At 44.9% G+C, this 18,541-nt stretch carries 17 protein-coding genes; 3 read left to right on the forward strand and 14 right to left on the reverse strand.

Annotation, left to right across the window (positions count from 1 at the left end):
• Positions 1 to 2: 2 nt before the first annotated feature.
• Positions 3 to 416, reverse strand: coding sequence for an OsmC family protein (locus K941_RS0104445; RefSeq protein WP_029102665.1), 414 nt, complete (start codon positions 414 to 416; stop codon positions 3 to 5).
• Positions 417 to 950: 534 nt separating this feature from the next.
• Here K941_RS0104445 and K941_RS0104465 point away from each other — a divergent pair.
• Positions 951 to 1,442, forward strand: coding sequence for an RNA pyrophosphohydrolase (locus K941_RS0104465; RefSeq protein ID WP_029102667.1), 492 nt, complete (start codon positions 951 to 953; stop codon positions 1,440 to 1,442).
• Between the two features lie 114 nt (positions 1,443 to 1,556).
• Here the strand turns inward: K941_RS0104465 and trxA are convergent, their stop codons facing one another.
• On the reverse strand, positions 1,557 to 1,883 hold the full coding sequence (gene trxA / locus K941_RS0104475; RefSeq protein ID WP_208854358.1) for a thioredoxin: 327 nt from the start codon (positions 1,881 to 1,883) through the stop codon (positions 1,557 to 1,559).
• A 221-nt stretch (positions 1,884 to 2,104) separates the two neighbouring features.
• Between trxA and K941_RS0104480 the strand changes: the two genes are divergently transcribed.
• A complete protein-coding gene (locus K941_RS0104480) occupies positions 2,105 to 2,848 on the forward strand; it encodes an RluA family pseudouridine synthase (RefSeq protein ID WP_029102669.1) in 744 nt (247 codons plus the stop codon).
• Positions 2,849 to 2,859: 11 nt separating this feature from the next.
• Complete coding sequence (locus tag K941_RS0104485; RefSeq protein WP_029102670.1) at positions 2,860 to 3,483, forward strand: hypothetical protein; 624 nt, start codon at positions 2,860 to 2,862, stop codon at positions 3,481 to 3,483.
• A gap of 222 nt (positions 3,484 to 3,705) precedes the next feature.
• Here the strand turns inward: K941_RS0104485 and K941_RS0104490 are convergent, their stop codons facing one another.
• The 12 genes from K941_RS0104490 to rnr all read right to left on the reverse strand — a co-directional run bounded on the left by K941_RS0104490 (position 3,706) and on the right by rnr (position 18,483).
• Positions 3,706 to 4,647 (reverse strand): D-2-hydroxyacid dehydrogenase, encoded by a 942-nt coding sequence (locus K941_RS0104490; protein ID WP_029102671.1) that lies wholly within the window; start codon positions 4,645 to 4,647, stop codon positions 3,706 to 3,708.
• A gap of 79 nt (positions 4,648 to 4,726) precedes the next feature.
• Positions 4,727 to 5,695, reverse strand: coding sequence for a leucine-rich repeat domain-containing protein (locus K941_RS14705; protein WP_051225873.1), 969 nt, complete (start codon positions 5,693 to 5,695; stop codon positions 4,727 to 4,729).
• 1,162 nt (positions 5,696 to 6,857) lie between these two features.
• Positions 6,858 to 7,820 (reverse strand): CobW family GTP-binding protein, encoded by a 963-nt coding sequence (locus tag K941_RS0104500; protein ID WP_029102672.1) that lies wholly within the window; start codon positions 7,818 to 7,820, stop codon positions 6,858 to 6,860.
• Positions 7,817 to 8,113 (reverse strand): hypothetical protein, encoded by a 297-nt coding sequence (locus K941_RS0104505; RefSeq protein WP_029102673.1) that lies wholly within the window; start codon positions 8,111 to 8,113, stop codon positions 7,817 to 7,819. The genes K941_RS0104500 and K941_RS0104505 overlap by 4 nt, the downstream gene beginning before the upstream one ends.
• Positions 8,114 to 8,210: 97 nt before the next feature.
• Complete coding sequence (locus K941_RS0104510; RefSeq protein WP_029102674.1) at positions 8,211 to 9,092, reverse strand: polysaccharide deacetylase family protein; 882 nt, start codon at positions 9,090 to 9,092, stop codon at positions 8,211 to 8,213.
• 245 nt (positions 9,093 to 9,337) lie between these two features.
• On the reverse strand, positions 9,338 to 10,687 hold the full coding sequence (locus tag K941_RS0104515; protein ID WP_029102675.1) for an amidase family protein: 1,350 nt from the start codon (positions 10,685 to 10,687) through the stop codon (positions 9,338 to 9,340).
• 158 nt (positions 10,688 to 10,845) lie between these two features.
• On the reverse strand, positions 10,846 to 11,271 hold the full coding sequence (gene hemJ, locus K941_RS0104520; RefSeq protein ID WP_029102676.1) for a protoporphyrinogen oxidase HemJ: 426 nt from the start codon (positions 11,269 to 11,271) through the stop codon (positions 10,846 to 10,848).
• A gap of 56 nt (positions 11,272 to 11,327) precedes the next feature.
• Positions 11,328 to 13,175 (reverse strand): autotransporter domain-containing protein, encoded by a 1,848-nt coding sequence (locus K941_RS0104525; protein WP_051225874.1) that lies wholly within the window; start codon positions 13,173 to 13,175, stop codon positions 11,328 to 11,330.
• Between the two features lie 155 nt (positions 13,176 to 13,330).
• Positions 13,331 to 14,158: a substrate-binding periplasmic protein gene (locus K941_RS0104530; protein ID WP_029102678.1), complete on the reverse strand. Its 828-nt coding sequence runs from the start codon at positions 14,156 to 14,158 to the stop codon at positions 13,331 to 13,333.
• A gap of 141 nt (positions 14,159 to 14,299) precedes the next feature.
• On the reverse strand, positions 14,300 to 15,349 hold the full coding sequence (gene bioB, locus K941_RS0104535; protein WP_036387466.1) for a biotin synthase BioB: 1,050 nt from the start codon (positions 15,347 to 15,349) through the stop codon (positions 14,300 to 14,302).
• A 144-nt stretch (positions 15,350 to 15,493) separates the two neighbouring features.
• Entirely contained in the window at positions 15,494 to 15,874 is a 381-nt protein-coding gene (locus tag K941_RS0104540; protein WP_029102680.1) for a roadblock/LC7 domain-containing protein, read from the reverse strand.
• A gap of 368 nt (positions 15,875 to 16,242) precedes the next feature.
• Positions 16,243 to 18,483 carry a ribonuclease R gene (rnr, locus tag K941_RS14710; protein WP_051225875.1) on the reverse strand — a complete coding sequence of 747 codons (2,241 nt, stop codon included), beginning with the start codon at positions 18,481 to 18,483 and terminating at the stop codon, positions 16,243 to 16,245.
• Positions 18,484 to 18,541 lie beyond the last annotated feature (58 nt).

Here is an 18,541-nt window from a genome sequence, read left to right on the forward strand (position 1 = left end):
GTCTACGCTGTCGCCACAATCTCAAAATCATGGGTGATGTTCACCCCGCCATCGGCGAGCATTTTTGATGCTGAGCAGTATTTATCTGCTGACAGTTCAATGGCTTTGGCGACTTGCGATTCTTTGATGTTCTCGCCTGCGACGATAAAATGCAGATGAATGTCGGTAAATACCGCAGGCACGCTGTCGGCACGGCGGGCGGACACTTCACAGCGAACATCGTTAATGGCTTGGCGGGATTTTTTTAAAATGCTCACCACATCATAACTGGCACAACCGCCCAACCCCATTAGGATAAGCTCCATCGGTCTTGCCCCAAGCTCTTGGGCTGAGTCAATGATGACTTTATGTCCCGAACCGCTCACGGTCTCAAAATTAATCGCTTCGTTATTTAGCCATGTTACACTGGCACTCATGTCGCTCATGGGATTACCTTTTTTGATAAATTTTAATAAACATAATTAGGGCGTGCCTACCATTGATAACATTTTTATAAAATAAGATGAGAACTTGACAATTTCAACCAATTTTTGCATGAAAAATGGCTAAATCTTGTGGCTCGAAGTCAAAAACTTGTCTGATAGAATAACTATCAACCTCAAGTTTTTTCCTTGAAAAACGTGCGATTTTTCTCATTTTTCATTGCAAATACAAAAGGCAGGCACGCCCTAAACATAATGGGTATTGTAGCACAAAATGACAAAGCGGTAAATTTTTGAGCGTTAAAGGTTGGGTTTGGTTTTTGTGCATTTTGGCAACAATGACGATGATGAATGGGGGTAATTTTGCCAACAAATACGCCCAAAATCGGCATTTATTGCCATTATTTACCATTTGCAACATTTTTAAGCAAAATAATGTTACACTTTTTGGCAAAAATTTGGTTTAATAGACAGCAATAATTTGCCAAAATTTTGGCGTTCTTTAAATTTATTACATTAAGGTTAGTCATGATTGATTCAGACGGCTTTCGAGCCAATGTCGGTATCATCTTGGCAAATACAGAAGGGCAAGTGCTTTGGACAAAACGAATCGGACACGACAGCTGGCAATTTCCACAAGGTGGGATTGACAGGGGTGAAACACCGTTTGATGCGATGTACCGTGAATTGTATGAAGAAGTGGGCTTATGTCCGCACCACGTGGAAGTGCTGGGGGTAACACATGATTGGCTTCGTTACCGCCTGCCTAAGCGTTATGTGCGACTGGGGCAAGAACCACTCTGTATCGGGCAAAAACAAAAATGGTTTTTGCTACGCTTAGATGAAAAAAACACCGACTTTATCCGCTTTGACACTGCAACCCCTGAGTTTGACGAATGGGCGTGGGTGAGTTACTGGTATCCTTTGGGGCAGGTTGTGCCGTTTAAACGGGGCGTGTACCAAAAGGCATTGTTAGAACTTGCCGAGCGGTTACCCCTAAAAAAGGGGCTAAGGCTTTGATAAGGCTGTGATATAAGTTAAGTCACAAAAACAAGTCATGATGGTCATGGCTTGTTTTTTTATGCAAAAAACAAAAAACCTGCACAAGGGCAGGCTTTTTGGGTGTGTTTGACATTATAGATGTTTATTTAGCAATTCAACAAACTCTGATTTAGGACGGCTACCAACCACAGTATCGACTTTCTCGCCATTTTTGAAGACGAACAAAGTTGGAATGCTACGAATGCCAAAGCGTGCTGATGTCTCTGGGTTGTCGTCCACATTGACTTTGACGATTTGGAATTTGTCGCCATATTCTGCATCTAGGTCTTCTAGGACAGGAGCAATGGCTTTACAAGGACCGCACCACGTTGCCCAAAAGTCCACGAGAACGGGCTTGTTGGCTTGTAGTACGTCTTGGTCGAAGCTTGCATCGGTGGTGTTAATAATGCTCATGGGTATTACCTTTGTAAATAAGTGAATGTGTGTATAATGGGGGCGCTTTGATGGCTTTCAAGTGTGTGATGATAAGTCCTATTAATCGGTGGATTAGGGCAAATCAAATCATCACAATATCCCCAAAACTTCATGCTATAATAACAAACTTTTTGCCAAATGATGATTAAATTTACAAAAATCATCAATTCGCCCCATTAATCCAAATCATTAAACTATCAAAACCCATGACCGACCGCCACGACCGCCTATCCGATGACAAAATTGCCCTAATGAACGCCCAAGAGCGTGAGTATGATGATGAATTTTTTAAAAATTTTATCTGCTCAATCACCGTCTATGAAGATGATGACATTTGGGTGGGGGATAAGCCAGCTGGACTTCTTAGTGTGGACGGACGCATCTTGAAGGTGAGTTTGCAATCACGGCTATTAAAGGTTTACCCCAATATCAAACTCATCCATCGCCTTGACATGGATACATCAGGGCTGATTATTTTTGCCAAAAATGAACACAGCCAAAGCCACATTGCCAAGCAGTTTATTGACCGCATGGTCAGCAAAGAGTATCAAGCGGTGGTGTTTGGCACGATAGAGCAAGCAGGCAAAAAAAGCGTGATTGACGTGCCTGTCCGCTACGAGCCGACCACCAAGCCCCGCCATATCGTGGACATGAATTGGAGTAAGCGAGCCTTGACACATTATGAAGTCATGCACCACGAGCTACGCACCGACAAGACAGGCAAGGCTCATGCCGTAACCCGTCTGGCTCTGCGTCCCATCACAGGCAGAAGTCATCAGCTACGAGTCCACTGCGTACATATCGGTCATGTGATGATTGGCGACCCGATTTATGCTGAAAATACCGCCTTAGAGCTTGCCCCACGTCTCAATCTACACGCCCACAAACTTCGCCTAAAACACCCCACGCATGGGGCTTGGCTCGATTGGGAAAGTGAAGTGCCGTTTTAGGAGCAATTGCGATGGAGGCAAAAATCTTAAAATGGTTCATGAGATTATTTGTTGTTATTCCCATAATTTTTATTTCAATACATATTGTTTATATGTTGGCGGTTGCTCAATGGAGTGTGGGCAGGGGCTTTCCAAGTGAGCATGAATTGAGTTATGAAACAGGTTATCTTAAAAGTAGAAAAGATGTCTATTTTTGCAAGAAGAATGATTGTAGATATTATCCAACAATCATTTTAACCAAAAGCCTTGATACAGCAACAGGACAAGAATATTATTGTCATTATAATCACGGCAGAAAAGATCCCTGTTTTGGAAATAAGTTTCCTGATGAATATAGAAACCAACTTGTCAAGATTGGTTATTATATTCAGCCAGATTTTTTATGGCATAAAGACAATACAAGACAACTGGTAACCTTAGAAGCCAATGGCAAAATGGTGGTTGATTATCAAAAAAGTAAAGAAACACTAGAAAGAAAGAAAAGTTTTGATTATCAAGCGTTTGGTTTTATTTTGATTTTGGCTGTCATAGGCTTATCTCCAATATTGTTGATGTGGGGTGTTTTTGCATTGGCAGGATTGGTGAGATTGATAAAGAACGGTGCTGTTAACAATAATAGAAAACAATCATCATGATTTGGTAAAATAAAAGTCTATTACTTACAAATAATACATGAATCATCATCCATTTTTTAACAGTTATTTATATTTTATCATGGGATATTGTATTGTTTTTGAACGATTTTTAATCATATTTAAAAATCATTTTTTGGGCAATGTTGGTTTATGGCTAACTAAATGAGAATTAAAATTAGATGAAATTTAAATCAAATTCCATCTAATTTAAGCATAAAACATTTATCGGTTTTTTGTAAACCCACTCACACGCTCACATAATATCGCCCACAGCCGATTTTGAGCATTTTCGCTACCCCATGCATTATGTGGTGTAAAAAACACTCGTGGGTGGTCTTTTAGGGCAAGTAGTGGTTCATCAGCAGGAGGCGGTTCCTGTTCAAATACATCGGTGGCATAACCCAAAATACGGTCATTCGCCAACGCCCGCACAACCGCCCCGCTATCCACAACCGCCCCACGAGCGACATTAATGATGAGTGGGGTTTTGCTCATTTTGCCAATTGTTTTATCATTGATTAAGTGGTGCGTATCGTCTGTCAATGGGCAATGCAAGCTAATCACGTCCGAACGTGCCAGCACGTCATCAAAGGCGGTATAGCTGTCGTCTCTTGGCGGTTTTCCTGCTCGTTCGGCATATAGCACGGTCATGCCAAAAGCGGTGGCGATTTGTTCAACCTTTTGTCCGATTGCCCCTTTGCCGACAATGCCCAGCGTCCGCCCTGCCAAATCAAAAATGGGCGTATCAAGCAAACAAAACCGCCCGTCCGCTTGCCATGTGCCGTCCGTGGCTTGTCTGTGGTAATGCACCCCTGCACGCATGGCGGTGAGCATCAGCATAAAGGTGTGTTCAGGCACGCTGTCCACCGAGTAACCTGCGACATTTTTGACGGCAATGCCACGCTCATCACAAGCGGTCATATCCACGTTGTTCATGCCTGTGGCGGTGAGCTGGATAAGTTTGAGATTGGGCAAGCGGTCAATGACGGCACGGTTTAAGATAACTTTGTTGGTGATGATAATGTCGGCATGAACGCACCGCTCCACGATAATATCATCGTCTTGGGGCGTGCTGTCATACACGGTATAATCGTCAATGCCGTCTGGGGCAGGCAAGGCGACATTGTCCGAGAAGGTGGCACGGTCTAAAAATACGGCTTTCATAACTTATCCTAAAAATAAAAAAAACACGCCTAATGTATACCAGCGTGTTTTTAATGTCAATCGTTCAATGATAAATGGGTCAATCACAACAATCATCATCAAAGCAAATGTTACACTCGGGCAGTTGTTCTTGGAGCCATGCTATGTCATTGACATTTACAGGGTTGCCCTTTAAACTAAGCCAAAGCAAGTTTTTCAAATTTGCTAATGGACGAATGTCGCTGATTTGGTTATAGCTCAGATAAGCTTCGGTAAGATTGGTTAGCTCTGACAAAGCAGAGATGTCGCTAATTTGGTTGCGTCTTAGGCTCAGCGAACGCAGTTCTGTCAAATTAGCCAATACACTGATGTTTGATATTTGATTGTAGGACAAATCCAGCGTGTTAAAATACGCCAAGCAGCCCACTTGTTTGAGTGCAGAGATGTCACTAATCTCATTATTGTTCAGATATAAGTATGACACCAAAAACAGCTTCGCTAAGGGCGAGATGTCTTTGATGTGATTGTCGGAGAGCACTACTGTTTTTAATCTGCCAAGCTGAGAGATGGCAGAAATGTCTGTTACTTCATTATTTTCAATGTTAATTAGCTCCAATCTTGGCAGGCGAGCGAAAATAGAAATGTCTTTGATTTGGTTGTGGTTTAGGCGCAGGTCGGTAACTTGTTGTAATTTGCCCAAAGGCTCGATATCACGGATTTGATTATAGCTAAGATTGATTTGCGTAAATTGGGTAAGGTTGGATAGGGCTTTGATATCACTAATGTTCTGATCGGACAAATCAAGATCAATCTGTCGAAAACGTTGGCGAGGTGATGGTGGTTCAGTTCTGATCGTCCCTGTCAGGCTTTGTGAGCTTTGATTGCTTTCTGGGTCCATGATGGGGTCGCCAAAGTCAATGGTAATCACGCCTTTGTCGTTGCGTAAAAATGGGCGATGATTGCTTGATTTGGATTCTATGACATCAAAGATATTCTCAACATCAAGTCCGCTTTCATGGCCAATATCATAACCCTGTGGCGTAGTCGTGGAAAAGTTGTCTAATCGCATAGGTTTGTCCTTGTCACGCTAAATTTGTTTAAAGATGCATCAAATCTATGTTCTTTTTGATGATATAAAAAAATTTTAAGCCATTAATAACTTCATTATTTATTTGTGATTGAAATCAAAAATAAATAATGAAGTGCTAAATAATATTTTATAATATCTAACAAATTGGCATTTAATTAATTAAATTTATTTAATTATAAAACACTGATGTCCAAAAAAATACGTTATAATCGTTTTGGATGACTTATATTAACAAAAATAAAATGAAATGAAAACACTTTTAAGATAATTTTTTGTAATACGCCAAGAATCTCACGTTAAATTTTGGTTTTATTTTAAAAATATATATTTTTACATTGGCTCTGGTTCAAAAAGTATGCTACAAAGAAAACCGTTCGTGGAGCTATGCCTGTCCATAACGGTTTTCCTACCCGCAGGCAGGCTCAGAGCGAACGGAAAACCTAGTTTGGCATACTTTTTAGACTACTACCTTTACATTTTGTTGGTTTTTAATATAAAACAGCATTAGAACTGGAATGGTCTAATCAAGACAAAGGATGATTGATGCTTGCTTTATCTTAAAATTTATTAAGAATTAATAACATGAATTCATGACAGGCTCATAATTATGATGAATTCATAAATGATATTAATGATTGTCAAACCAATAGAATTTAATATAATTTTTATTTATATTTAAAATAACAATTTTTTTTAAAAAAATACTAAATAAAAGCACCAAATAGCACTTAAATAATAAATTAAATATTGATTTATTAGCAAGAATTAACCCAAATGATTTATATACACTCTACAAAATGAAAAAGTACCACGGTTTTTCGTTCGTGGTGAGCTAAGTCGAACCATGACGAAACCGACCCGCAGGCAAGCTTGTGGCGAACGGTTTGTGCAGTAAAATTCAATTTTGTTAGCTGTAATTTATCAGAAATGAGAATTGTATGAGAAATCTATGGCAGTTTAAAGAAAAAATACAAAAGGTGGGCATGCCCCAGTAATTTTAAAGTTTCTTGGGTGTAAATAGTGTTATAAAGGGTAGGCATGCCCCAATTTAATCAATACCAAATGACCTGTTGTTTGTGGTAATTTTGCAGGACTTTTGTTATAAATAAAAGTAATTTTTATTCATTTTTGTAACAAGCAATCAATGCGTATTTAAATACCTCAATACCGTCTTTGCTGAACGCTCAATGTCTGACGCGTCAAGCCCACGCACTATCATGACAAGACGAGACACATCATCCTGCCAAACGGAGGCTGACAGGTGTTCGGGTGGGTATAGACAGTGCTGAACGCCTTGGAGTAGCATGGGTTTGTCAATGCCTTGTAGGTGTAGCACCCCTTTTAGGCGCAGGATGTGTTCGCCATATTGGTCAAGTAGCAGGCTAAGCCACAGCCCAAAGGCAAGCCAATCGATGGGTGTGTCAAAGGTCAGGACAAGGCTTTGGGCGTGGGCGTGGGTGTCCTGCTCGTTTTTGAGAAAAAACGTGGGTCTGGGCAGGACATCAAAGGTCTTGGCAAATAACGCCTGCATGTTAATAAAGTCATCTGCCTGTACTTGGATGGCGTCAGGATTGACCTTGTGCATGAGTGCTTGGGTGGTTGCCATGTCATCTGCTTGACACAAATCGGTCTTTGACAGCACATACTGCTGACAGGCGATGACTTGTGGTAGCCATTCGGGGGCGGTGGTCGCTTGGGTAGGGGCGTGCTGAGTGTCGATGATGGTGGTCATGCCATGCAGGGTAAATCGCCCTTTTAGGTGCATGTCTTGGCTTAGGGTGGATAAGATGGACGCAGGGTTGGCAAGCCCCGTGGTCTCGATGAGAATCTTATCAAAGACAAGGCTGTCTTTGTTCAAATCAAGCACGGACAACAAGGTGTCTTTGACATCGGTCAGCACGGTACAGCACATACAGCCCGATGGTAGCAGGTAGGTGCTGTCATTGATGGGTTTGACCAGCAAATCATCCAGTCCCACTTCGCCAAACTCATTGATGAGTACTAGGGTTTTGGCGTTTTGGTCGTTTTTTAGGATGTGCTGGATAAAGGTGGTTTTGCCACTGCCCAAAAATCCTGTAACGATATGAATGGGGATTTTGTTCATGACTGGGTTTCCAAAGCATGCAAGAACCGCTCGTCTAACACATCAATGGGTCTGCCTGTTAGTGTGTGAATCTGCCCCCACAGCTCGCCCAGCCCATTTGCCATGGCTTGTTTGCCTGTTGGGGTCTGCACCAGATAATTGACACCATGAACATCGGATATTTGTATGCGATGGGGCTTGGCAAGGGCGTTGATGAGTTTGAGCCTGCGATAACGCTCTTGGCGACGTGGCAACTCGGACAGGCTTGCCGTCCAGTCGCTTTGTTCTTCGATGAGTCCGCAAAGTCCGCACATGGGTATTCTCGTGATGATGGGGTGGTAGAAAAGTTAAGTACCGCTTTGCTAGGCTTGCACCCACAAATTGGTACTTAACTGGCGGTTGTCAAAATTGCTATTTTTGACGGGGGCAACGTTTGGCAAAGTCATCAGCGATTTGGTTCATCGTGACAAACTTAACGCCGTCATGGGCTTTAAAATGCTTAATCAAGCGTTCAAGCATGAGTAGCACCTGTGGACGTCCCGACACATCAGGGTGGATGGTGATGGGGAAAACAGCATAATCCATCTCACGATACACCCAATCAAACTGGTCTCGCCACATCTCTTCTAGATGGCGTGGATTAACAAAGCCGTGTGAGTTTGGTGATTTTTTGATGAACATCATCGGGGGCAAATCGTCCAAATACCAGTTGGCAGGAATCTCAATCAAATCCGTCTCTTGCCCACGCACCAAAGGTTTCATCCATGTATCGGGGTGCTGACTATAATCAATCTTCGTCCAGCTATCACCCACACGCACATAATAAGGCGTAAAGTCGTTGTGCATGAGGCTGTGGTCGTATTTAATACCTTTTTCAAGCAACAGCTCATTGGTAACAGGGCTAAACTCCCACCACGGGGCGACATAGCCTGTCGGGGCTTTGCCAGCTAGCTCGGTAATCAGGGCAAAGGATTTGTCCAATACCGCTTGTTCCTGCTCACGAGTCATGGCGATGGGGTTTTCGTGGCTGTATCCATGAATGCCAATCTCATGCCCTGCGTCAGCGACCATTTGCATTTGTTTGGGAAAAGTTTCGACCGAGTGACCAGGGATAAACCATGAGGTCGTCAAGCCTTCTTTGTCAAACAAATCAAGCAGGCGAGGCGTACCCACTTCGCCAGCGAACAGCCCACGAGAGATGTCATCTGGCGAGTCTTCACCGCCATACGAACCAAGCCAGCCTGCCACGGCGTCAACATCAACGCCGATGGATACAAAGATTTCTTTTGCCATAACAGCTCCTTAGAAAATGCAGGTTATCCTGCGGTTAAAATTTATTGACATGACATCATTTGGGGTTTGATTTGTGGTGATTAAAAAATATTACCAATCATAAAAGCTTCAATCCCAACTTAAATTTACAACTTATTGATTTTTCAATGATTATTTTTCAATGATTATTTTTCGGATTGTAGAGGCGAATTGCCCTTGATAAATCAATCATTTATACAAAACTTAGAATGGGGCGTAAAAATCTTTTAAGACAAATACATCTGTATCACCTGTCCTGACATGAGTACCTGTCGGTCGCTTCCTGTTACCCCCGCCACAGAAGCCCCAATGGGCAAGCCCTGAGCGTCCGTGCCAATGGGCAGGCTTAGGGTCGGCATGTCTAAAAAGCTACCAATCATGGTAAAGTTTAGAGTCTGGGCATTGATGTGAGCAAAATAGTCATCATCGGCTTCTAGCTTGGCAAGCGAAGGGGCGGTATGGCGGACGGTCGGCATGATGAGCAGGCGATTGCCAAGCTTATGCATGAGAGCCTGCTGATAAACGGTTCGGCGAGCATATAGGCGGATTTGGGTGCTGGCTTTGATGTCTTTGGCAAGCATGAGTCGGGTTCTGACCCGTCTGTCTAGCTCATCGGCTTGGGGGCTATGCAGTAGCTCTTCGTGCAGAGTATAGGCTTCGGCAGAACCAAGCCACTGCTCATTGATACAGGCGAGTGTGTCATGCAGTGCCGTGATGGTCTCTGCCCTGATATAAAAGCCTGCCTTTGTCAGTGTCTGCACCCACTCATGAAAACACGCCTGCACGTCATCATCTGCCAAGGCAACGATGGCAGGGTCAAACACGAGTGTGGGCAAGGCGTGAGATTGGGCAAGGCGTGTGGGATGGTTATCATTAAGCCAGTCTAGACAAGGCTGATGATGAAGTAGCTCATCGATGAGTAGGCAGTCTATGACGTCATGAGCGATAGGACCTAGGGTGTCTAGTGAATCGGCTAGGGGGAATACGCCTTGCTTGTCATAACGCTGACGACTGGCACGAAATCCCACCAAGCCATTAAAACTGGCAGGAATGCGAATCGAGCCTGCGGTATCCGTCCCCATGGCAAGCGGGACAATGCCATGCCCGACCACCGTTGCCGACCCTGATGATGAGCCTCCTGCCACGTGGTCAGGATTGGTAACATTGGTCGGGGTGCCAAAATGAGGGTTTAGCCCCAATCCTGAATAGGCAAATTCGGACAGATTGGTCTTGCCCACACAAGTCAAGCCCATATGGTGCAAGGTTGAGACAACTTGAGCGTCCTGCGTGGCAGGTGGGGCGTGCATTCTAAGCTTTGCTCCTGCGGTTGTGATGGTGTGCTTGATGTCAAACAAGTCTTTGTAGGCGATGGGTATGCCGTCAAATATGGATAAGGGATTGCCCCGTTGCCAACGGATTTTGGCGGACTGGGCTTGGGCGTAGGCAAGCTCTTTGGTTAAGCTGATGAACGCATTGGGGGCGTCATCGATATGCTCATACAGCGTGTCTAATACCTTGATGGGACAGGTATTACCTGTGGCATAAGCATGGGCAAGGTCAAGGGCGGTGGCGGTCATGGCTGGCTAATAATGGATGAATACACAGCCAGTGTACGCTTATTTTAATGGGTGGTCAAGTTATCATTTGGTGGTAGTTTCTTACAGTTTGGTATCAGTAATATGAAATAATATAACATTATGTTTTTTCCATGTCACTCATGACCGCCCTTGTTTTATCAAAACGGCTTTACCACCACCAAAATGACCACCGCAATTAAGATAAAGACAGGGATTTCGTTAAACCACCGCCAATAGACGTGGGTTTTTAGTTTGGGGTTGTCGGCAAGGCGAAGGCGAAATCGTCCGCAAGCGATGTGATAGATGGTAAGTAGGATAACGAGCGTGATTTTGGCGTGTAGCCAACCTTGGGTTTTGTAGATTTGCCAATTCATGATGACCATAGACAGCCCCAGTACCCACGTTGCCATCATCGCAGGATTCATGATGCCACGGTAGAGCTTTCGCTCCATGATAGCAAACCGCTCTTGGCTAATCTTATCATCGCTCATGGCGTGATAAACAAACAGCCGTGGCAAATAAAAAATCCCTGCAAACCAGCAAACCATGGCGATGATGTGAAAGGCTTTGATGTACTCAAACATAGATTTTTGGCAAAATAAAAAGTGGCATGATACCACTTTTTATCTTTAAAAGCCAATCAAAACATCAAGCGAACCCCAAGCGAACCACCCACGTCTGTATCGCTGTCTTGGTGGGTGGCGTGAATCCCTGCATGAACGTTTGCCTTGCCAAGTTGCCCTTGTACGCCCAGATGAGCGGTGGTGGCGTGAGATTTGTCGGTGATAACGCTTGTATTAAAGCCCTTCGTGTATTCACGAATGGAGGTCAAAGTGGCATTAATGGTGCGTTCATCATCGTTAAACTCATGAGCGTGAGCGATACCGCCCGTCAGAGTCAAAGCGGGGCTAATCGGATAAGCCACATCGACGCCAATCTCGCCTTGCAGAGACTTTTGTTCTTGCTCGCCAAAACGCATGGCGGTGGATAAAGTCGGTTCGCTCTCGGTCATGTCATTTACTTTGACTTTTTGGGCATGTACGCCGATAAGCGGACGCACAGTGGCTTTGCCCATGTCTATGCCATAGCTGGCTTGTAGCCCTGCATGAAAACGTCTGGCGGTGGTATCTGCGGTGTGCGAACGCCTTGCCCCCTCCCAGTCGATATGGCGGTGCGTATCCACGCTAAGTCGGTCTATCCCTGCCACGCTTTTTAGGCGGACATTGCCGATGTCATGACGATGATACACCCCCATGCCAATGGTTTTGACATCCGATGATAGGGTGTCATCCAGAGCATAATCTTGGTTTTGGTGAGTCAGATACGCCCCTGTATGGCTTGATGAACCCGCCACGTCCAAGCCGATTTGGGTGGTGGGGTCGGTACGGTCGCTGGCATGGACGCTTGCCCAAATGCTGTGTGAATTACCCAATTTGTCAAGCTGACGATACGTTTGGCGGTCGTGGGCAGAGCCTGTTTTGACAAGTTCGCCTGAGAGTTTACCCATGTGAGTAGGGGCGTCCATGATGGAGCGGTAATACTGTGCCAAAATACGGTGAGTGCGTCCCGATGGGTGAATGTCATCGGCAAAGGCATGGGTGTCATTTGCCCCGTTTTCTATAAGATTGGCTTTAGTACATGCCAAAGAGGTGGAAGCCACATCATCCGCCCCTGTGGTACGAGCAGGCATTTGACACGCCACGCCTTGCGTGTTTTTAAAACCAAAGGCTTCTTTATTTGCGGTCGCTTCTTGGAGTAGGGCAAAGGTGTTGGCAGGGATGACGTTGGCGGTGGATTGGTTTAATGCTCCAAACAGACCGCTATTATACAGACTTGAGGCGAGTTTGGCTTTGTCTTGCACGCCTGCCATGAGGCTTTCGCCATAGATGGCTCGGGGTGTGAGGCTCAAATCAGGCACATTTGGCACCAAAATGGTTGTCGCCCCTGCTTGATTGAGTGTTTCGATGTCTATCACGGTGCGAGTTACCGCACCTTTAATGGCGTTTTGGGCTTCGGCTGTTGTGGTGGCTTGAGAAGCTGAAATTAAGTCATTAGAGCCAATCCAAATGGCATACAGGGCATTAGGGTCGGCTTTGCCACCTGTGGCGGTCAAATGGTCGGTGATTTGCGTTTTGGTGGAGGGTACATTCACAAAACCATTCCAATTGACCTCCGAGCCAGAGCGAGCTCCGCCCACGGCATAGTTAGTGCCAGTGGGGTTGTCGGGCGTGTTGGGACTGGCGGTTTTGCCATAACTTTGGGCAAATAAGCTTGACCATACAGGGTCGGGGTTGGTGGTAAAAGATGGCTGTAAGGCGTTGCCAAGGGTGCCATCTTTTCGGGCGACCATATCTTTTAGGCGACCTGTGTCGGACAAGCTGTCCCCAAAAATGATGACTTGGCTAAACTCTTTGGCGTAAGCGGTGTGCAGGCACATCCCAACCATTAGGGCAAGTGCTGAGTATTTGGCAAAAGCGGATTTTTTCATTATTACTCCCTGAGTTGCTTTCAAAGTAAAAACACTTGTCAAGTGTAACAAAATATTACAACAATTACAAGTGTTTTTTGATTTATGCTTGCTTGGTCTTTGATGGGTTATCTGCCAATGCCAATTATTTGTCAGTACCGATTTGCTTTAATTGCTTATTTGGCGGTAGGCAGGGTCAGATATTTTGACGTGATTTTATCCATCTCCCCTGAGTTTTGCAGGTTATTAATGCCTGCGTTGAGCTTATCTAGCAGTTCTTGGTCGCCTTTTTGGGTGTAGATGACAATGTCTGCTGCGTTCGGGGTTTTATCATACTCTACCACGCTCATCTGATGATCGGGATAATTAAGAGTGATATATTCTAAGAAGTATTTGTCTTGCAATACCGCATCATATTTGTCTTGAACCAAACCTTGATACAGTTGAAATACTGTATCCACGGTTTCGTGTGATGCAACAGATAACTCGTTAATGAGTTTTTCTTGCGTGGTATCTTTCATGGTTGCCACACGCAACGGTTTTAGGCTTGCGATGTCTGTTACCGCAACGTTGGGCTTGTGCATGATGATGGATGGGTTTTGCAAGTAAGCATTGGTGTGATCGAATTTAGCAATACGTTCAGGTGATGGAGATAAGCCACTAATGACAACTTGATATTTACCTGCTTCTAGATTGGGAAGCATGTCAATAAATCTTTCTTTGTGTAGCTCCACCTTAAAGCCTTGGTCTTCTCCGATGGCGTGAATGATGTCCACGTCTATGCCAGTTAGGTTGCCATTTTCGTTTAAAAAAGTTAAGGGTGGTAGAACCCCTGAAGTCACAACCTTTACCACAGGGGCATCATTAGGTAGTTTGCTTGGTCTTTCGGCAGGGGCGGTGGTGGCTGTCGGCTGGCTGTCGGCTGGGGTGGGTGTCTCGGCAGGCTTATCGGTGCATCCAAATAGCCCTGCACATAAGGCAAAAGAAAGCGTGATTTTTTTCATGACTTATCCAATAAATTGATAAAAATAGATGTCTATTTTAACAAATCTTTAAGACTTTTGTAAACTTATATCTTTTTATGTTTATGATGACAGAGCAAGCATAAATTTTATTGGGCTTAAGGGTGTGTTATTGTTTTGCTATCAAGCTGACAACGGACAGCCTTGTGGCAAGTCGTCAAACTCTGCCTTGCCCGTCATGGCGTTCACGATTTTGGGTTTGGGGGTGGGTTTTTCGGCAGTTAGCCCGAGCATTGCCATAAGGCGGTCATCATTGGCTTGGGACTGATTGCCTGTGGTCAGTAGCTTATCACCATAAAAGAACGAGTTCGCTCCTGCCATAAACGCCAACGCTTGTTCACCGTCCGTCAAGCTCTCACGCCCTGCCGACAGTCGCACGTAGCTTGTCGGACAACAAATGCGAGTAATGGCAATCGTGCGTATCCACTCAATGACGGACAACCTGCCCTCTTCTAGCACCTTATCGCCCAGTGGCGTGCCTTTGATGGGGACGAGTAGGTTTACAGGGATAGACTGGGGCGGTATGGGCATGGCGGTCAGCTCATGTATCCAGTCTATCCTGTCATCACGGCTCTCGCCCATGCCCACGATTGAGCCACTGCACACATTTATCCCTGCGTTTCGGACGTGTTCAAGTGTCTCTAGGCGGTCATCATACGAGCGAGTACTGGTTACTTGGCCATAATAGTTGCGAGAGGTATCAAGGTTGTGATTATAATAATCAAGCCCTGCGTCTGCCAAAGTCTGGGCTTGGTCGGGTTTTAGCATACCCAAAGTCATGCACGTCTCAAGCCCTAACGCTTTGACTTCACGGATAAGCTCCACCAAATACGGCATGTCCTTGGCTGATGGGTGCTTCCATGCTGCCCCCATACAAAAGCGAGATGAGCCTGATGCTTTGGCACGCTTTGCCGATGCCAAGACCTTTTGGATTTCAAGGCGTTTTTCGGCGGTTAGCCCTGTCTTATCACGATAATGTCCCGACTGCGAGCAGTAGCCACAGTCTTCAGGGCAGTTGCCTGTTTTGATAGAAAGCAATGTGCTGATTTGGACTTCGTTGGCACGAAAATGCTGACGATGAACGCTTTGGGCTTGCATGAGCAAATCCATGAGTGGCAAATCAAACAGGTGAGCGATGTCTTGGCGAGTGATTGACTGATGGTTTGGTAACATGATTTTTCCCTAATCAATAAATATTTAATCAATGAATAAGTGGTTATTTTAAAAAATAAGTGAATGATTGTAAAGGGTTTTCATGACTTCGTAAATCGTGCAGTTAAAAAAACGGCATTATCTGCCGTTTTAATGATTTTAGATTTAAGCTACTTGGCTGTTGAGTACAGCCTGTACAGCTTGAGAAGCTTTTTTGATGTCGTGAAAGACCATGCCCAACTTGGCATCAGGACGTGCGACAACTGTCAATAATAGACTCTCAGCCACGGCACTGACGATGACATAGCCCACTTTGCTTTGCACCATCACACGCTCGCTCTCATTGCCCGATAGCGTGTCAATCATGCGTTCACTGACCGACAGCAGAGCGGCACTCATGGCACTAATCCGCTCTTCGTTCACACCCATGGGCAGGTGTGATGCCATCATCATACCATCATCAGTGATAAGTGCTGATGCCTCAATCTCGGCAGAGTCGGCGTGTAATTCATCTAAAATCTCATTAAATTTGGCGATATCTAGCATTTATTTATGCCCCACTATTTTGCATATGATATTTTAGAAACTGATATTGAGGCTAAAATACAAATGCCATAATTTATTAATAATTATAAAACAGATAAATTAATTTAAAAACAAAATACAATTGTTAAATAAATTAATCTCTATCAAGTTTAGCCATTATACGCCCATGAAATGCAAATGCAAGTCATTTTTTAAATAAATCCATAAAAATTTTAATGAATTTACTGTCGTGTAAGTGATTGATAAATATGAATTAAAATTTATTAAGATTTGCTAAATAATAAAAATCATTATAATAAAAAAGACAAACTGCCATAACGAACTGTTTGTCTTTACTGGGGTGGATAATCGCCCTTTTGTGGGATAAATCAGCTTTTCTTTCTGCTCGCCTTTTTCTTAGCACTCTTAACTACCTTCTCATTCCCCACTTTCTCAACCAACGCAAAATCCACTTGCAACAAGTCCATATTCACGCCAGCCACCTTAATCAAAAGCTGTTCGCCAAGTTTAAAGATTGAGCCTTTCTCGCCAATCAAGGCTTGTTCACGCTCGTTGTACTCATAGTACTCGGCAGATAGGTTTGAGATGTGAATCAGTCCGTCAATGAACAAGTCATTTAGCGTAACAAACAAACCAAAACTCGTTACGGTGGTAATCGTCCCCACAAACTCATCGCCCAAATGCCGTTGCATATAATGGCATTTTAGCCACGTTTCTACATGACGACTTGCTTCTTCGGCACGGCGTTCGGTGGTGGAGGTTTGCTCGCCTGCCTCGTCTAGGGTTTTATAAATGGCAGGCTTGGGCTTGTTGCCTGTAACTTTATCCTTAATGGCTCGGTGAAGCATGAGGTCAGGATAACGGCGAATGGGGCTGGTAAAGTGGCTATACTCATCATACGCCAAGCCAAAATGCCCGATGTTGTCAGGGCTATAGTTCGCTTGCATCATCGAGCGAAGGAGCATGGAATGAATGCTTTCGGTATCTGCTCGCCCTTCGGTTGCCTTGATGATACGCTGATAATCAGCATGGGTGGGCGACTCGGTGGGAAATGACAATCCAAACGATTTGACGTATTCGGACAGTTTGGCGGACTTTTCATCAGAGGGCTTGTCGTGATTGCGATACAAGGCTGGCAACTCATGCTTTAAGGCAAAATTTGCCCCACAGGTATTGGCAAGGAGCATCATCTCCTCGATGAGTTTATGGGCGTCGCCACGAGTGCGTTTTTTGATGTCCTTGATGTCGCCATCTTCGCCAAAGACGATGTAGCTTTCGGCAGTCTCAAATGCCATCGCTCCTCGTTCCTCACGCTTTTTATCAAGGATTTGATACAGGGCAAAAAGCGTGTCCACCGATTTACAGACATCAGGATTTTTGACCAAATCATCGGGCAGGGTTTGGTTCGTGGGGTCGTCAAAATAGGCGTTTACTTGGTTATAAGTCAGGCGAGCCTGTGAGTGCATGACCGCAGGGTAGAACTCATAGCCTGTAACCTTGCCCACACGAGACAGCTTAATATCCGCCACCATGCAGAGGCGGTCGACTTTGGGGTTTAGCGAGCATAAGCCGTTGGACAGCACCTCTGGGAGCATGGGGATGACACGGTGGGGAAAATACACGCTCGTGCCACGCTCATAAGCGTCCACATCAAGCGGAGATTGGGGTGTTACATAGTGGCTCACGTCCGCAATGGCAACCACGACACGGTAATTACCGCCCGAGCGTTTGCAGGCATAGACCGCATCGTCAAAATCTCGGGCATCTTCGCCGTCTATCGTGATAAGTGGCAAATCTCGCAAATCCACCCGCCCTTTAAAGTCTGTCTCGGTTGGCTCGCCATAGCTGTCGGCTTGTTCTAGGGTGGCTTTGCTAAACTCATGCGGTATGGCGTGGTTTAGTAGGGTCGTTTCAATGATAAGTTCACGGTCATTAAGATTGGTCAAAAGCTCGCCAATCTTGCCTGTGGCGTACTCTTGATAAGTCGGCATATCAATGATAGCAACTTTCACGCTGTCGTCCAAGCTCGCCCCATGATGAGCCACGTCATCATCGGTCAGCGTAATGGGCTGATGAGCATTCGCTCCTGATAATTGGACAAAATAGCCGTCATCGTCCCTATCAAGCACGCCCACAAACTCGGTACTGGCACGGTGTAGCACGGTTTGGATACGGGCTTCGGGCTTGCCACGAAACTCGGTGGCAACCACTTCTACCGTGTCGCCGTCAAAGACCACACGCATCTGCTTTTCATGGATAAATAGGTCGGGCATATCATCAAGCACGACAAAGCCAAAGCCTTTGGCACTTGCCGACACCTTGCCTGTTACGGTGGTGGGTAGGGGGGCAATGCTAAAATGAATGCCGTCCGTGCGTTCTAGTTGGTTGTCTCTTAGCATGGCTTTTAGGCGGTTGGTTAGGGCAAAAAATCGCTCATCATCGCCCAAAATCTCAAAATGCAGTCCCAAACTCTCCGCTGTAGCAGGTTTGCCGTCATTGTTCATTTGGGCGACAGTTTGTAGGATAAGCAGGCGGGAGGGAATGGGATTTTGGTATTTATTGGCTTCATCGGTGGCGTTGGGGTCGTTCCACGTTGGTGTTTTTTTCATACATTTTCTCTTTATAAAAAATTGGTTAAATCTTCATGTTTGAGTTATCATAACATAT

Source organism: Moraxella caprae DSM 19149 (assembly GCF_000426885.1).
In the GTDB taxonomy this organism is placed as follows: Bacteria; Pseudomonadota; Gammaproteobacteria; order Pseudomonadales; family Moraxellaceae; genus Moraxella; species Moraxella caprae.

What these genes read in the sequence shown, in the direction of transcription:
- K941_RS0104445 (WP_029102665.1), bottom strand. Translation starts at nt 416, where the DNA reads ATGAGTGCCAGTGTAACATGGCTAAATAACGAAGCGATTAATTTTGAG.
- K941_RS0104465 (WP_029102667.1), top strand. Translation starts at nt 951, where the DNA reads ATGATTGATTCAGACGGCTTTCGAGCCAATGTCGGTATCATCTTGGCA.
- K941_RS0104480 (WP_029102669.1), top strand. Translation starts at nt 2,105, where the DNA reads ATGACCGACCGCCACGACCGCCTATCCGATGACAAAATTGCCCTAATG.
- K941_RS0104485 (WP_029102670.1), top strand. Translation starts at nt 2,860, where the DNA reads ATGGAGGCAAAAATCTTAAAATGGTTCATGAGATTATTTGTTGTTATT.
- K941_RS0104490 (WP_029102671.1), bottom strand. Translation starts at nt 4,647, where the DNA reads ATGAAAGCCGTATTTTTAGACCGTGCCACCTTCTCGGACAATGTCGCC.
- K941_RS14705 (WP_051225873.1), bottom strand. Translation starts at nt 5,695, where the DNA reads ATGCGATTAGACAACTTTTCCACGACTACGCCACAGGGTTATGATATT.
- K941_RS0104500 (WP_029102672.1), bottom strand. Translation starts at nt 7,820, where the DNA reads ATGAACAAAATCCCCATTCATATCGTTACAGGATTTTTGGGCAGTGGC.
- K941_RS0104505 (WP_029102673.1), bottom strand. Translation starts at nt 8,113, where the DNA reads ATGTGCGGACTTTGCGGACTCATCGAAGAACAAAGCGACTGGACGGCA.
- K941_RS0104510 (WP_029102674.1), bottom strand. Translation starts at nt 9,092, where the DNA reads ATGGCAAAAGAAATCTTTGTATCCATCGGCGTTGATGTTGACGCCGTG.
- K941_RS0104515 (WP_029102675.1), bottom strand. Translation starts at nt 10,687, where the DNA reads ATGACCGCCACCGCCCTTGACCTTGCCCATGCTTATGCCACAGGTAAT.
- hemJ (WP_029102676.1), bottom strand. Translation starts at nt 11,271, where the DNA reads ATGTTTGAGTACATCAAAGCCTTTCACATCATCGCCATGGTTTGCTGG.
- K941_RS0104525 (WP_051225874.1), bottom strand. Translation starts at nt 13,175, where the DNA reads ATGAAAAAATCCGCTTTTGCCAAATACTCAGCACTTGCCCTAATGGTT.
- K941_RS0104530 (WP_029102678.1), bottom strand. Translation starts at nt 14,158, where the DNA reads ATGAAAAAAATCACGCTTTCTTTTGCCTTATGTGCAGGGCTATTTGGA.
- bioB (WP_036387466.1), bottom strand. Translation starts at nt 15,349, where the DNA reads ATGTTACCAAACCATCAGTCAATCACTCGCCAAGACATCGCTCACCTG.
- K941_RS0104540 (WP_029102680.1), bottom strand. Translation starts at nt 15,874, where the DNA reads ATGCTAGATATCGCCAAATTTAATGAGATTTTAGATGAATTACACGCC.
- rnr (WP_051225875.1), bottom strand. Translation starts at nt 18,483, where the DNA reads ATGAAAAAAACACCAACGTGGAACGACCCCAACGCCACCGATGAAGCC.